At 70.8% G+C, this 14,696-nt stretch carries 12 protein-coding genes; 11 read left to right on the top strand and 1 reads right to left on the bottom strand.

The features are described from left to right. The first annotated feature begins 181 nt into the window (after positions 1-181). The 10 genes from EES42_RS01090 (at position 182) to cimA (ending at position 12,702) form a co-directional block, all read left to right on the top strand. Positions 182-1,270 (top strand): branched-chain amino acid aminotransferase, encoded by a 1,089-nt coding sequence (locus EES42_RS01090; RefSeq protein WP_124716212.1) that lies wholly within the window; start codon positions 182-184, stop codon positions 1,268-1,270. Between the two features lie 485 nt (positions 1,271-1,755). Beyond that, positions 1,756-2,196 carry a hypothetical protein gene (locus EES42_RS01085; protein WP_124716211.1) on the top strand — a complete coding sequence of 147 codons (441 nt, stop codon included), beginning with the start codon at positions 1,756-1,758 and terminating at the stop codon, positions 2,194-2,196. An 80-nt stretch (positions 2,197-2,276) separates the two neighbouring features. Further along, the gene (locus EES42_RS01080) at positions 2,277-2,939 is read left to right on the top strand and encodes an ABC transporter ATP-binding protein (protein ID WP_124716210.1); all 663 of its coding nucleotides are present in this window, start codon (positions 2,277-2,279) and stop codon (positions 2,937-2,939) included. Positions 2,940-2,941: 2 nt separating this feature from the next. Next, positions 2,942-5,206, top strand: coding sequence for an FtsX-like permease family protein (locus EES42_RS01075; RefSeq protein ID WP_124716209.1), 2,265 nt, complete (start codon positions 2,942-2,944; stop codon positions 5,204-5,206). A 167-nt stretch (positions 5,207-5,373) separates the two neighbouring features. Further along, positions 5,374-6,054: an urease subunit gamma gene (gene ureA / locus EES42_RS01070; protein WP_124716208.1), complete on the top strand. Its 681-nt coding sequence runs from the start codon at positions 5,374-5,376 to the stop codon at positions 6,052-6,054. Next, positions 6,051-7,739, top strand: a complete 1,689-nt coding sequence (locus tag EES42_RS01065; protein WP_206433331.1) for an urease subunit alpha — start codon at positions 6,051-6,053, stop codon at positions 7,737-7,739. Before ureA ends, EES42_RS01065 begins: the two co-directional genes overlap by 4 nt. A 31-nt stretch (positions 7,740-7,770) precedes the next feature. Then, the gene (locus EES42_RS01060; RefSeq protein ID WP_124717333.1) at positions 7,771-8,772 is read left to right on the top strand and encodes an agmatine deiminase family protein; all 1,002 of its coding nucleotides are present in this window, start codon (positions 7,771-7,773) and stop codon (positions 8,770-8,772) included. A 3-nt stretch (positions 8,773-8,775) separates the two neighbouring features. After that, positions 8,776-9,381 carry a TetR/AcrR family transcriptional regulator gene (locus tag EES42_RS01055; RefSeq protein ID WP_124716207.1) on the top strand — a complete coding sequence of 202 codons (606 nt, stop codon included), beginning with the start codon at positions 8,776-8,778 and terminating at the stop codon, positions 9,379-9,381. Between the two features lie 98 nt (positions 9,382-9,479). Continuing rightward, entirely contained in the window at positions 9,480-10,814 is a 1,335-nt protein-coding gene (locus EES42_RS01050) for an MFS transporter (protein WP_124716206.1), read from the top strand. 280 nt (positions 10,815-11,094) lie between these two features. Then, positions 11,095-12,702 (top strand): citramalate synthase, encoded by a 1,608-nt coding sequence (gene cimA / locus EES42_RS01045; protein WP_124716205.1) that lies wholly within the window; start codon positions 11,095-11,097, stop codon positions 12,700-12,702. A 48-nt stretch (positions 12,703-12,750) separates the two neighbouring features. Here cimA and EES42_RS01040 read toward each other — a convergent pair whose 3' ends face one another. Beyond that, positions 12,751-13,323 (bottom strand): hypothetical protein, encoded by a 573-nt coding sequence (locus EES42_RS01040; protein WP_124716204.1) that lies wholly within the window; start codon positions 13,321-13,323, stop codon positions 12,751-12,753. 340 nt (positions 13,324-13,663) lie between these two features. Here EES42_RS01040 and EES42_RS01035 point away from each other — a divergent pair, with 340 nt between their 5' ends. Then, positions 13,664-14,638: a LacI family DNA-binding transcriptional regulator gene (locus EES42_RS01035; RefSeq protein WP_124716203.1), complete on the top strand. Its 975-nt coding sequence runs from the start codon at positions 13,664-13,666 to the stop codon at positions 14,636-14,638. Positions 14,639-14,696 lie beyond the last annotated feature (58 nt).

Below are 14,696 nucleotides of genomic sequence, written 5' to 3'. Positions count from 1 at the left end.
TGCGGCCCCGGGTGCCACCATCGACCACTGGACCGCACACGCGTCGTTTCGTGCACGGCCGCCCGGGAGCGATAATCGAACGGGGCCGTGGCTCGCAACAAAACTCGGACGTCCTAGCACCTGTCTGGCAGGAGCGGCGTGAGCGCGGTCCAACACACACAACGGTGAAGGACACGCACTCATGACGACGCCCACGATCGAGCTCAAGCCCTCCTCGAACCCACTGTCCGACGCGGAGCGCGAGGCGAGCATGGTCAATCCCGGATTCGGCCGCCGCTTCACCGATCACATGGTGACGATCAGGTGGACCGAGGGCCGAGGCTGGCACGACGCCCAGCTCGTGCCGTACGCGCCGCTTTCGCTCGACCCCGCCAACATGACCCTGCACTACGGGCAGGAGATCTTCGAGGGCCTCAAGGCCTACCGCCAGCCCGACGGCTCGGTCGCCACCTTCCGCCCCGAGGCCAACGCCAAGCGCTTCCAGGCATCCGCCCGCCGGCTGGCCATGCCGGAGCTGCCCGTCGAGACGTTCATCGCGGCCTGTGACGCGCTGGTCAAGCAGGACGAGGCCTGGGTTCCGGCGCACGGCGGCGAGGAGTCCCTCTACCTGCGCCCGTTCATGATCGCGACCGAGGTCGGTCTCGGCGTGCGGCCCGCCAACGAGTACCTGTTCCTGGTGATCGCCTCGCCCGCCGGCGCGTACTTCCCCGGCGGTGTGAAGCCGGTCTCCATCTGGCTCTCCGAGAACCGGGTGCGCGCCGTCCCCGGCGGCATGGGCGACGCCAAGACCGGCGGCAACTACGCCGCGTCGCTGCTCGCCCAGGCCGAGGCCGCCGAGAAGGGCTGCGACCAGGTCGCCTACCTCGACGCGGTCGAGCACAAGTGGGTCGAGGAGCTCGGCGGCATGAACCTGTACTTCGTGTACGGGAACAAGATCGTCACCCCGGCCCTGACCGGCTCGCTGCTCGCCGGCGTCACCCGTGACTCGCTGCTCAAGGTCGCCCGCGACCTCGGCTACGAGTCCGAGGAGGGCCGCGTCTCCATCGACCAGTGGCGCGACGACACCGCGAACGGCACCCTCACCGAGGTCTTCGCCTGCGGCACCGCCGCCGTCATCACCCCCGTCGGCACCGTCAAGTCCGAGGGCGGCGAGTGGGTCCAGGGCGACGGCACGCCCGGCCAGGTCACGATGAAGCTGCGCGAGCGCCTGCTGGACATCCAGCGCGGCGTCGCCGAGGACACCCACGGCTGGATGCACCCCCTGGGCTGAGAGCCTGTCCGGCGGATCATGGCCGGGGTCCGGCACGCACGCCGGCTCACCGCGTTGTCGCGGGTCGCGGAGGTCCGGACGGGATGCCTCGGTCCAGACCCTGCACGTACGAAGGCCGCGCCCGGCTGTTCGCCGGGCGCGGCCTTCGCGCGTCATGCGTGCGCACCGTCGGCTGCCTCCTGCCGGACGGCACCGCTGCCCGGTGGCAGGAGCGCTCCGTGGGACGGGGCGGGGTGGCGGGGCCTTGGATCATTCCTGGCATTGCTGTGCAGTTGCATACCTTCCTGTGTCCCACGCTAGACGGTTCGAGCGGGTCAAGCGGGGTGTTCGCGCAATGATTGCCGAGCCCGCACAGAGCGGCGACAGAGTGAAACTCCGTCTCGCATCGGCTCGTCAAAAATCCAACTGCCCCATAGATCTGCCGTGTTAGTGTGCCGGAGTTCGCGATCCAACGCGAACGGATCATCGTAAACGGGGAGAACACAGTGAATCGAAAGCTGGCCGTCGGCGTGCTCGCCACCGGACTCTTTGTCGCGGGCGCGGGAGTCTCTTTCGCAAGTGCGAATGGAAATGTCCAAGCCGCCGCCTCGTGGCACAAGATCCCGACCCTGTCGAGTTCCGGTGTCAAGTTCAAGAATGGCTACTACAAGTTCGAGGCGCCCGGCGCCAAGTACGGAGCCTTCCACTGGAAGGGTGATCTCCAGGACACCTCCGCGGGCGATGGTCACAACGTCTATGTCCAGGTCAAGGTCGAGGGCTACAGCTGGAACCGCTACAACGGCAAGCAGAAGAAGACCGTCCACAAGGACTACTACACGTACGACGGTGCTGCCCGGTACACCAGCGACGCCTGGATCCGTGCCTGTCGTGACCGCGGCTCGTTCCACCCGGACAATTGCTCGGTGACCAAGCACTACAAGCGGTAGTCGGCCGACCCGCACACCACCGGCCCGGGGCTTCGCCCCGGGCCTTTCGCCTCTTGGGGGAAGCGATCAGTACGTCAGAAGTGCTCAGCGCCAAGGGAGTCGACCTCTCCTACGGCCCCACGCTCGCCGTCCGGGACGTCCATCTGTCCCTGGCCCGCGGCGAGATCGCGGCCATCACCGGCGCCAGCGGATCCGGCAAGTCCTCGCTCCTGTACTGCCTCGCGGGGGTGCTGCCGCCCGTCCGCGGACAGGTGCGGTTCGAGGGCCGCGCGTACGACGAACTCGACGACGAGGACATCAGCACGCTGCGCCGCGAGCGATTCGGTTTCGTCTTCCAGTACGGCGAACTGCTCCCCGAGCTGACCATCGAGGAGAACACCGCCCTGCCGCTCAGACTCGCCGGACAGCGCAAGCGTCCGGCACTCCAGGCGGCTGCCGAGGTACTCGACCGCCTCGGCATGGCCGAGTTGCGCGAGCGGCGTCCCTCACAGGTGTCCGGCGGCCAGAGCCAGCGCGTGGCCGTGGCACGGGCGCTCGTGCACCGGCCGGCCGTCATCTTCGCCGACGAACCGACCGGCTCGCTGGACAGTGCCAACGCGGCCACCGTCCTGCAGGAATTCCTGGAGCTGGCCCGCTCGCAGGGCACCGCCGTCCTCCTGGTCACCCACGACCCGGCGGTCGCCGCCCGAGCCGACCGGCGCTACACGATGGCCGACGGCGTACTCGATCCGAAAGGCCGGTAATCATGAGGGAGTTCAGCCTCGGCCTTCGGCTGCTGTTCGGATCCGGGCGCGGCAACCGGGCGCGATTCCTGCTGATGCTGCTGGGCGGGTCGCTCGGGGTGTGCTGCCTCGCACTCGTCCTCACGATCCCGGCGATCCTCGACGCCCACGACGGCCGATCCGCCGACCGGGAACCCCAAGTCTTCGTGGGCAAGAAGGCCGGGCAGCCCACTCTCGTGCTCCAGCGCTCCGACCCGCACGGCTCCAAGCCGTTCAGTCGTGTCTTCGTCGCGCGCGGCACGGACGACACCCCGGAGCCGCCACCCGGCCTGAGCGCGCTGCCGGGCCCCGGCGAGGTGTTCGTCTCTCCCGCGCTGCGCGATCAGCTTCGGCGCGAGCCCGGACTGAGGGGACTGCTGCCCGGCCGGGAAGAGGGCCTGATCGGGCCTGCCGGTCTGACCGATCCCAACGAGCTGTACGCCTACGTCGGCACCAGCAGGGATCGACTCGGCCCCGAGGCACGCGTGTTGAAGAGCTTCGGTTCCGAGCATCCCCCCACCACGGCCGTCGAAGCCTCCACCCTCGACATCCTGCGCTTCACGCTCGCCGCGCTCGTCCTGCTGCCCCTGGCCGTCTTCCTCTCCGTCTGCGCCAAGCTCTCGGCGGCCAGCCGCAACCGGCGCCTCGCGGCCTTGCGTCTGCTCGGCCTCAGCCGCAGGGGCACGCAACGCGTCAACGCGGCGGAGACCGTGGTCGCGGCGCTCTTCGGTGCCGCACTCGGTCTCGGTGAGTTCTGGGTGCTCAACCAGATCATGGCCAGGACCGGACTGCCCGGCCTCAAGTGGTATCCGGACGACGGTTCGCTGTCCGCCTCCACCATCGCCGTCTGTCTGATCGGCTGTCCGGCCCTCGCCTGGTTCGTCGGCCGGGCCAGTGCCCGCACGGCGGCGGCCGACCCGCTCAGTACCCGGCGCACCGCGGCGCCGCGCGCGCCCCGCCTCTGGGGCGGCCTCCTGCTCATTGCCGGGCTCGGCCTCGTCGCCGGATACTGCGCGACCGGTTTCACCGACCACCCGGCGCAGAGCACCGGTATGAACTCCCTCCTGGTTCCCGCGGGCGTGCTGCTTACCGGGGCCGGACTCGTCATGGTGATGCCGCTGCTCTCGTACACGCTGGCCAGGCGGCTCGCCCGGTCGGGCAGTCTCGCGCTCAGCATGGCCATGCGGCGCAACGAAGTCGAACCCGGCAGTGCCATGCGTGTGGTCACCGGCCTGGTCCTGCTGGTCTTCTCCGCGTCGCTCGCCCAGGGCGTCCTGGTGGAGGAACGCCAGATCACCCACAACGACTCGCCGTCGCAGGAGTACAGCCTGTCGCAGTCCCGGCTCACCGAGGACCAGCAGCGGCGACTGCGCGACATTCCCGGCGTGGCCGCGCACGCCCTCGTCATGGAGCCGCGGACGGATCCCGATGCCGCGTCCGACGCGCAGGCCCCGGCTCTGGTCGCCACCTGCGCCCAGTTCGCGAAGCTGGTTCGGCACGCCGAGGGCTGCGTCGAGGGCGAGGTGCTCCGCCTCAGCGACCCGCAGGTCTCGGATCAGCCGCTCACCACCTCCACCTTCCTCCTGACGGCGGCTGGGCGGCAGACCTCACTGAAGGTCGAAGTGCCGCGCGCCACCGTGCTGTTCGACGGCTTCGATGTCACCAACATGCCCAGTCCCGGCCTGCTCGTACCCCCCTCGGCGCTCCCGGCGCACGCGAAGCCGGTCTCCGGCAGGCTCGTCCTCGCCGGCGCTTCCGACCCCGCGAGTGTGCGCGCGGTCCTCGACCGTATCGGCGCCATCGCACCGACCGCCGACGTCGACCCGGCCGGCATCAACATCGACGGTCTCCAGCAGATCACCGTCATCGAGACACTGCTCGCGCTCGGCATGGTGATGGGTCTGGTCATCGGCGTCGCGGCGTTCCTTGTCTCCGTCACCGACCGGGCCGTGGAACGCCGCCCGCAGGTGACGGCGCTCTCCCTGCTCGGAGCCCGGGCGCGCACCCTGCGGCTGGTCCAGTGCACACAGGTGCTCCTGCCGCTCGCCATCGGTCTCGTTCTCGCGCTGGTGGCAGGCAAGGCCGCCGAGTCCGCCTACCTGATCACGGGCGGTGGCGAGATCTTCTGGGACGGCGCGGGGGTCCCCCTGCTGGTGGCCGCCATGGCCGGCGTCCTCGTGCTCGCGACGGTGGGCACCTGGCCCTTGGTCGGGCGCCGTATCGATCCGGAGCTCATCCGCCGCGACTGAGCCGGGCCGGCACCGGCGGGACCTCGCGGGAGCCGACGACCGCCGGGCGCGGCTTTCGTATGCGCCCGGGCACGTCCGCCAGCTTTCCGGAGTGTGCCCTCTCACATCCTTAGAGTGCCGCTCTAACCGTGAGTTAGAGTGCTGCTCTAACCGAGAGGTGTGGAGACGTGCGACTGACTCCGACGGAACGTGACCGGCTGCTGCTCTTCGGCGCCGCCGAACTGGCCCGGGCCCGCCGCGCCCGGGGGCTGAAGCTCAACGTCCCCGAGGCGACCGCGCTGATCGCGGACACGGTCTGCGAGGCCGCCCGGGACGGGCGCCGGCTCGCCGAGGCCATCGAGGCGGCGCGGTCCGTGCTCGGCCCCGACGACGTGCTGCCGGGCGTCGCCGACGTCGTCACCGAAGTCCATGTGGAGGCCGTCTTCGACGACGGCTCCCGGCTCGCCGTGGTCTCCCGGCCGCTGGGCGACGGGCTGGGCGACGAGGCCCCCGGGGCCGTCGTCCCCGGGCCCGCCACGCCCGAGCCGGAGCCCGCGGTGCGGCTGACCGTCCACAACACCGCGACCGTGCCGGTCTCCGTGACCTCGCACTTCCACTTCTTCGAGGCCAACCCCCGGCTCGACTTCGCCCGCGCGGACGCCTACGGGATGCGGCTCTGCGTCCCCGCCGGGTCCTCCGTCCGGTTCGGGCCCGGCGAAACCGTCGAGGTGGGGCTCGTCCCGATCGGCGGCGAGCGCATCGCGATCGGCTTCGCGGGCCTGGTCGACGGCCCGCTGGACGCGCCCGGCGCGCGCGAGGAGGCCCTGCGGCGCGCCGCGGCCTGTGGATATCTGGGAGCTGAGCGATGAGCATCGATCCGTACGAGTACGCCTCCGTCCACGGCCCGCGCGCCGGGGACCGGGTCCGGCTCGGCGACTCCGGGCTGACCGTCCGCGTCGAGTCCGACGCACAGGAGTACGGCGAGGAGTTCCTCGCCGGCTTCGGCAAGACCGCCCGCGACGGGCTGCACCTCAAGGCCGCCGCGGTCCGCGACACCTGTGACGTCGTCATCAGCAATGTGCTGGTCATCGACGCCGTGCAGGGCATCCGCAAGGTGTCCATCGGCATCCGCGAGGGCCGGATCGCGTCGATCGGCCGGGCCGGCAACCCCGACACCCTGGACGGTGTGGACGTCGTCGTCGGCACGGGCACCACCATCGTCTCCGGCGAGGGGATGATCGCGACGGCGGGCGCCGTCGACACGCATGTCCATCTGCTCTCGCCCCGGATCATGGAGGCCTCGCTCGCCTCCGGTGTCACCACGATCATCGGCCAGGAGTTCGGCCCGGTCTGGGGCGTCGGCGTCAACTCGCCCTGGGCGTTGCGCCACGCCTTCAACTCCTTCGACGCCTGGCCGGTCAACATCGGCTTCCTGGGCCGCGGTTCGTCCTCCCACCAGGCCCCGCTGGTCGAGGCGCTCGCCGAGGGCGGGGCCTGCGGCTTCAAGGTCCACGAGGACATGGGCGCGCACACCCGGGCCCTGGACACCGCGCTGCGGGTCGCCGAGGAGCACGACGTCCAGGTCGCCCTGCACAGCGACGGGCTGAACGAGTGCCTGTCGGTGGAGGACACCCTGCGCGTCCTGGAGGGCCGCACGATCCACGCCTTCCACATCGAGGGCTGCGGCGGCGGACACGTCCCCAACGTCCTGAAGATGGCGGGCGTCGAGAACGTCATCGGCTCGTCCACCAACCCGACGCTCCCCTTCGGCCGGGACGCCGTCGCCGAGCATTACGGGATGATCGTCTCCGTACACGACCTGAAGACGGACCTGCCGGGCGACGCCGCCATGGCCCGTGACCGGATCCGCGCCGGGACGATGGGCGCCGAGGACGTCCTGCACGACCTGGGCGCCATCGGCATCACCTCGTCCGACGCGCAGGGCATGGGGCGGGCCGGTGAGACGGTGCGCCGCACCTTCGCGATGGCCGGGAAGATGAAGGCCGAGCTGGGCCCGATGGAGGGCGACGGCCCCGCGGACGACAACGCCCGGGTGCTGCGCTACATCGCCAAGCTCACCATCAACCCCGCCATCGCCCACGGCCTCTCGCACGAGATCGGCTCCATCGAGACCGGCAAGATGGCCGACATCGTGCTGTGGCGCCCCGAGTTCTTCGGTGCGAAGCCGCAGCTCGTGCTGAAGTCCGGCTTCCCCGCCTACGGCGTCACGGGCGACCCGAACGCCGCCACCGACACCTGCGAACCCCTTGTCCTGGGCCCGCAGTTCGGGGCGTACGGGGCCACCGCCGCCGACCTCTCGGTGGCCTTCGTCTCGCAGGCGGCGACCCAGCTCGGCGCCGACTCGATGCCCACCCGGCGCCGCCGCGTCGGCGTGCGCGGCACCCGCGGCATCGGCCCCGGCGACCTCGTCCACAACTCCCGTACCGGAGAGGTCGCCGTGGACGCCCACAGCGGTCTGGTCACCCTGGACGGCGACCCGCTGCGCTCCGAGCCCGCCGACTCCGTCTCCCTCAACCGCCTCTACTTCCTCTAGTTCTTCTAAGGACACCGCAGTGACCTTCCGCATGCCGCCCGAGTGGGCCCCGCACGAACGCACCTGGATGGCCTGGCCGGGCCCCAACCCCACCTTCGACACCGACGCCGAGCTGGAGGAGGCCCGCGCCGCCTGGGCCACCGTCGCCCGCGCGGTCCGCCGCTTCGAACCCGTCACGATGGTGGTCGGACCCGGCCAGGAGGACGGCGCCCGCGCGCTCCTCGGCCCGGACGTCGAGCTTGCCGTCCGCCCGCTCGACGACGCCTGGATGCGGGACATCGGCCCCACCTTCGTCACCGACGGGAACCGGTTGGCCGCCGTCGACTGGACGTTCAACGGCTGGGGCGCCCAGGGCTGGGCCCGCTGGGAGCACGACCAGCACATCGCCCGCTCCGTCGCCGAGCTGGCCGGCGTACCCGTGCAGAGCTCCCGGCTGGTCAACGAGGGCGGCGCCATCCACGTGGACGGCGAGGGCACCGTACTGCTCACCGAGACCGTCCAGCTCGGCAAGGAGCGCAACCCCGACTGGACCCGCGAGCAGGTCGAGTCCGAGGTCCACGCCCGGCTCGGCACCGAGAAGGCCATCTGGCTGCCGCGCGGACTGTCCGGCGACTACGGCACGTACGGCACCCTCGGCCATGTCGACATCGTCGCCGCCTTCGCCCGCCCCGGCACCGTCGTCGCCCATGTCCAGCCGGACCCGGCCCACCCCGACCACGAGATCACCCGCGAGACCGTGCGCATCCTGCGCGGGGCCACCGACGCCAGGGGCCGCTCCCTGGACGTCGTCGAGGTCCTGGCGCCCACCGTGCTGAAGGCCGACGGGGAGTGGGTCGACTACTCCTACATCAACCACTACCTCTGCAACGGCGGTGTGGTCCTCTGCGCCTTCGACGACCCGCGCGACAAGGAAGCGGCGGCCGTCTTCGGCGAACTCTTCCCCGACCGTACGGTGACCCTCGTCGACGCACGTACGATCTTTGCCGGCGGTGGAGGCATCCACTGCATCACGCAGCAGCAGCCGAAGGTCTGAACCGTGCCCCCCGCGCCACGCCGTCGCAACACCGCCCCGCCCCGTGAGGAACTGCTGGCCGCCGCCATGGCGACCATCGCCGAACGGGGGCTCGACGGCCTCACCATGGCCGGGCTCGGCCGCGAGGTCGGCATGAGCAGCGGACACCTCCTCTACTACTTCCGCACCAAGGACGAGCTGCTGCTCCAGACCCTGGAGTGGAGCGAGGGGCGGCTCGGCGCGGAGCGGCGGGCCCTGCTGGCGGGGCCCGAGACGGCCCGCGGGCGGCTGGACGGGTACATCGAGCTGTACCTGCCCGACGGCCCCCGCGATCCGCACTGGACGCTCTGGCTGGAGGTGTGGAACCGCTCGCAGAACGCGGACGACGACGCCCGCGCCCGGCAGGCCGCCATCGAGGACGCCTGGCACCGCGACCTGGTGGCCCTGCTGGAGGGGGGCGCGGCGGCCGGGGAGTTCCGGCCGGTCGACGCCGGGCGGTTCGCCACCCGGCTGCGCGCCCTGCTCGACGGCTTCAGCGTCCATGTCGCGGTCGGCCTCCCCGGCACCGGACGTTCCCAGGTACTCGTACAGGTGAGGGAGTTCATCGAGGAGTCACTCGCCATCGGGTAGCGGCCGAACCGCCGTGAACGAAACGCACGTAAGTACGCGCGATCGTTGCGCATTTCGCCCTTGTTACGGTCCCGGCTGTTCGGGCACGGTGACGGACCATGGGACGAGAGCAGTGGAAGAAAATCTGGGTCGGTTCGGCCGGCAACATGGTCGAGTGGTTCGACTGGTTCGTGTACGCGACCTTCGCGGTCTACTTCGCGGATTCGTTCTTCCCCGAAGGCAATGAGACCGCCAATCTCATGAACACCATGGGCATCTTCGCCGTCGGCTTCTTCATGCGGCCGGTCGGCGGCTGGCTGCTCGGCCGGATCGGTGACCGCCGGGGCCGCAAGGCGGCGCTCACCCTCACCGTCACGCTGATGTCGGCCTCCGCGATCCTCATCGCCATCGCGCCGACGTACGACGTCGCGGGGTACGGCGGGGTCGCGGTCCTGCTGGTGGCCCGGCTGCTCCAGGGGCTGTCCGTCGGCGGCGAGTACGCCGCCAGCGCCACCTACCTCACCGAGGCGTCCGCCCCCGACCGGCGCGGCTTCGCCTCCAGCTTCCAGTACGTGTCCATGACCGCGGGACAGCTGGTCGGCCTCGGCCTCCAGATCGTCCTCCAGCGCAACATGTCCGAGGCGGCCCTGCACAGCTGGGGCTGGCGCATCCCGTTCATCGTCGGCGCGCTCGGCGCCGCGATCGTCTTCTATCTGCGCCGCTCGATGCTGGAGACCGAGGTGTACGCGGAGTCCGGCGCCGCCGACCAGGACGACCGCGGGACGCTGAAGGCGCTGTGGCGGCACAAGCGCGAGGCGTTCCTGGTGATGGCGCTGACCATGGGCGGGACCGTCGCGTACTACACGTACACGACGTACCTCTCCAAGTTCCTCTCCACCAGCGCCGGGATGGCCAAGCCCACCGCCTCGCTCGTCAGCTTCTGCGCCCTGTTCGTCTTCATGTGCATCCAGCCGCTGGCCGGCATGCTCTCCGACCGGATCGGCCGCCGCCCGCTGCTGATCACCTTCGCCGTCGGCTCCACGTTCCTGACCGTGCCGATCATGACGATGCTCAAGCACGCGGGCACGTTCTGGCCCGCGTTCGGCCTGGCGCTGCTCGCCCTGGTCGTCGTCACCGGGTACACCTCCATCAACGCCTGTGTGAAGGCGGAACTCTTCCCGACCGGCATTCGCGCCCTGGGCGTCGCCCTTCCGTACGCCATCGCCAACGCGCTCTTCGGCGGCACCGCCGAGTACGTGGCGCTCTGGTTCAAGAAGGCGGGCATCGAGTCCGGCTTCTACTGGTACGTGGCGGGCTGCGCGGCGGTCTCCCTGGTCGTCTACCTGACCATGCGCGAGACCCGGGACATCGACCTGGGCCGGGTCGGTGCCGAGGACGCGGACCGGGAGAGCGCGGAGCGGTCCGGGGCGACGAGCGTCACGCCCGCATCCTGAGACGGGGCGGGGCACGGAGGCGGCCCTGTGCAAGACTGCTTCCGTGCCCTCGAACGCCATGATTATCGGCAGCAGGCGCGCCGGTCCGCAGTGACCGTCCCGCACCACCACGTGCGGCACGGCCACCGTGCCCCAGACCCGCGCGCAGACCTCTCGCACCCGCGAGGGGTTTTTTCGTTTTCCGGCCCTCACCTCGGCCGGCGCGAGGCGCACGCGGGATGATGGGGGCAAGTGGAGCCAGATCGTCCGGATCCGCTCATCCGACAGGAGTCAGACCAGCATGACCACCAAGGCCAAGGCCACCGACGACAGTTTCCATGTCTTCGACACCACACTGCGCGACGGGGCCCAGCGTGAAGGCATCAACCTGACGGTCGCGGACAAGCTCACCATTGCCCGGCACCTGGACAACTTCGGCGTGGGCTTCATCGAGGGCGGCTGGCCCGGCGCCAACCCCCGCGACACCGAGTTCTTCGCCCGCGCCCAGCAGGAGATCGAGTTCAAGAACGCCGAGCTGGTCGCCTTCGGCGCGACCCGCCGGGCCGGTGGCAAGGCCGCCGAGGACCCCCAGGTCAAGGCGCTGCTGGAGTCCGGCGCTCCGGTGATCACCCTGGTCGCCAAGTCCCACGACCGCCATGTGGAACTCGCGCTGCGCACCACCCTCGAAGAGAACCTGGAGATGGTCGTCGACACCGTCTCCTACCTCCGCGAACAGGGCCGCCGGGTCTTCGTGGACTGCGAGCACTTCTTCGACGGCTACCGCGCCAACCCCGAGTACGCCAAGGCCGTGGTGCGCGCCGCCTCCGAGGCCGGCGCCGATGTCGTCATCCTCTGCGACACCAACGGCGGCATGCTCCCCGCCCAGGTCCAGGCCGTCGTCGCCACCGTCCTCGCCGACACCGGCGCCCGGCTCGGCATCCACGCCCAGGACGACACCGGCTGCGCCGTCGCCAACACCCTCGCCGCCGTCGACGCGGGCGCCACCCACGTCCAGTGCACCGCCAACGGCTACGGCGAACGCGTCGGCAACGCCAACCTCTTCCCGGTGGTCGCCGCCCTGGAACTCAAGTACGGCAAGACCGTCCTGCCCGAGGGCGCGCTCGCCGACATGACCCGGGTCTCGCACGCCATCGCCGAGGTCGTCAACCTGACCCCCTCCACCCACCAGCCCTATGTGGGTGTTTCCGCCTTCGCCCACAAGGCCGGACTGCACGCCTCCGCGATCAAGGTCGACCCCGACCTCTACCAGCACATCGACCCGGCCCTGGTCGGCAACACCATGCGGATGCTGGTCTCCGACATGGCCGGCCGCGCCTCCATCGAGCTCAAGGGCAAGGAGCTCGGCATCGACCTCGGCGGCGACCGGGCGCTGGTCGGCCGGGTCGTCGAGCGGGTCAAGGAGCGCGAGCTCAAGGGCTACACCTACGAGGCCGCCGACGCCTCCTTCGAACTGCTGCTGCGGGCCGAGGCCGAGGGCCGGGTACGCCGCTACTTCCGCACCGAGTCCTGGCGCGCCATCGTCGAGGACCGCCCCGACGGCACGCATGCCAACGAGGCCACCGTGAAGCTCTGGGCCAAGGGCGAGCGGATCGTCGCCACCGCCGAGGGCAACGGCCCCGTCAACGCCCTCGACCGGGCGCTCCGCGTCGCCCTGGAACGGATCTACCCGCAGCTCGCCAAGCTGGAGCTGATCGACTACAAGGTCCGCATCCTCGAAGGCCGCACCGGCACCGAGTCCACCACCCGAGTCCTCATCACCACCGGCGACGGCACCGGTGACTGGGCGACGGTCGGCGTCGCCGAGAACGTCATCGCCGCGTCCTGGCAGGCGCTGGAGGACGCGTACACCTATGGGCTGCTGCGGGCGGGGGTCGAGCCGACGGAGTAGCCGGCGCGGGCCGGGCGGGGCCGGGGAGGGCCCGGCCCCGGGCCGCGGTCAGGGGTGGTAGATCTCCTGCATCGCGGTGATCCGGCCCTGGGCGTCGGCCCGGTAGTAGAAGTACGGGGTGTTGGGCGGCTTGTGGTCCACCAGCCAGCCGGCCGGGACGGTGCGCGGGTTCCCGGTGTCGCCGACCACCTGGACCTCGGTGCCGGCGTGGATCAGGGCCGAGCCCTTGCGGACGGCGGTGTACGTGACGTTCTGCTCGTCGGCGGGGTCGTAGGTGCAGCTGACCTCGGTGAAGTTCACCCGGGTGTCGCCCTGGTCGACCTCGGCGGACGCCAGTTCGAGGAAGTGGTCGTAGCCCTCCGGGTGGAAGCAGGGCTTGTCGCCGGAGCCGGTCTTCCCGCCCGTGGTGCCCTTCGCGGCCGGGGCCGAGGCCGGCCGGGAACCGGTGTCGGAGGCGGTGGTGGCGGAGCCGGCCGGCACCTCGGCCGTGGAGCCGCCCGCCGAGGAGGCCGGGCCGGAGCCGGTGGCTGCCGCGCCGGACTCCTCCGGGCCGCAGGCGGTGGTCAGCGCGATGGCGGCGGAGCCGAGCAGTACGGCGGCGGAAACGCGACGGCGATTCATGGGACTCCTTTGCGGGCGAACGTAGTTGACGGGATCGAGGATGCTGATCGCGCGAGCCGTGGTTCTGGCCCTCGCGCGTGATGTGAATCATGGAACCCGGGCCGGCCGAAGGCCGTCATGGCGGGCGCGCCGGCCACGGGGACGAGCGACGGCCGCGTTCAGAAGCTGAACGCACAACATGCCCTGCTCGTACGGGAGATGGGTACGGACCAATGTCGGTGTGAAGTATTGACGGCACTCTTCCGGCGGGGTTAACTCACGCCGCAACGCCGGTACCGGTTCCGGAACCGGTTGCGGTACCGGTTCCAGCTGTCCGCCATGCCTTGTCCCGGAGGCCCCGATGCGTGTCACCATCGCCGATGTCGCCCGCGAGGCCGGCGTCAGCAAGACGACCGTGTCACGGGTCGTCAACGCCAAGGGCGAGGTGGGCGGTTCCACGGCCGCCCGCGTTCGTGAAGTGATCGCACAGCTCGGCTACGTACCCAGCTCGGGCGCCGTCGGACTGGCCCGCGGCAGCAGCCGCACGGTCGGCATGCTGGTGCCCTCGCTCACCTGGCCGTGGATGGGCGAAGTGCTCCAGGGCGTCGTGGACACCGTCGAGGCCGCCGACTACGGGCTGCTGCTCTTCACCTGCAACCGCGGCGCCGAGTCCGTACGGCGCTTCACCGGCCAGGTGTCGGCACGCGCCTTCGACGGACTCCTGGTGGTCGAACCCGAGAACACCCTCGACCACCTCACCGCACTGCACCGCGGCGGCCTGCCGATCGTGCTGATCGACGACCGCGGCCACCACCCCGAATTCCCCTCCGTCGTGACCACCAACCGCGAAGGAGGCGCGTCCGCGGCCCGGCACCTGCTGGCCGCCGGACGCACCAGACCCCTGGTCATCACCGGCCCCCAGCACTTCGGCTGCGTACGCGACCGGCTCGACGGATTCCGTGCCGTCCTGCCCACCGATCTCGTCGTGCACGGGGACTTCACCGAACGCAGCGGACGGCTGGCCGTGGAACAACTCATCGCCTCCGGCGCCGGGTTCGACTCCGTCTTCGCGCACAACGACATCAGCGCGGCGGGCGTGCTGCGGGCCCTGCGCGCCGCCGGACGCTCCGTGCCGGACGACATCGCCGTGGTCGGCTTCGACGACATCCCGATGGCCGAGCACACCGAACCACCACTGACCACCGTGCGCCAGCCCGCCCGGCGGATGGGCGAGACGGCCGCACGGCTGCTGCTCTCCCACCTCGGTGGCACGCCCGTACCCGAAGCGCCGGTCGTGCTGCCCACCGAACTGGTCGTGCGCCACTCGGCGCCGTAGCGGTCCGGCCGGAGTCCACGGCCGACTGCCCCTTCGTACCTCCGGATCCTTCCGACCG

This window comes from Streptomyces sp. ADI95-17 (assembly GCF_003846175.1).
Taxonomy (GTDB): domain Bacteria; phylum Actinomycetota; class Actinomycetes; order Streptomycetales; family Streptomycetaceae; genus Streptomyces; species Streptomyces sanglieri.
This window is presented reverse-complemented; position numbering and strand designations above follow the sequence as displayed.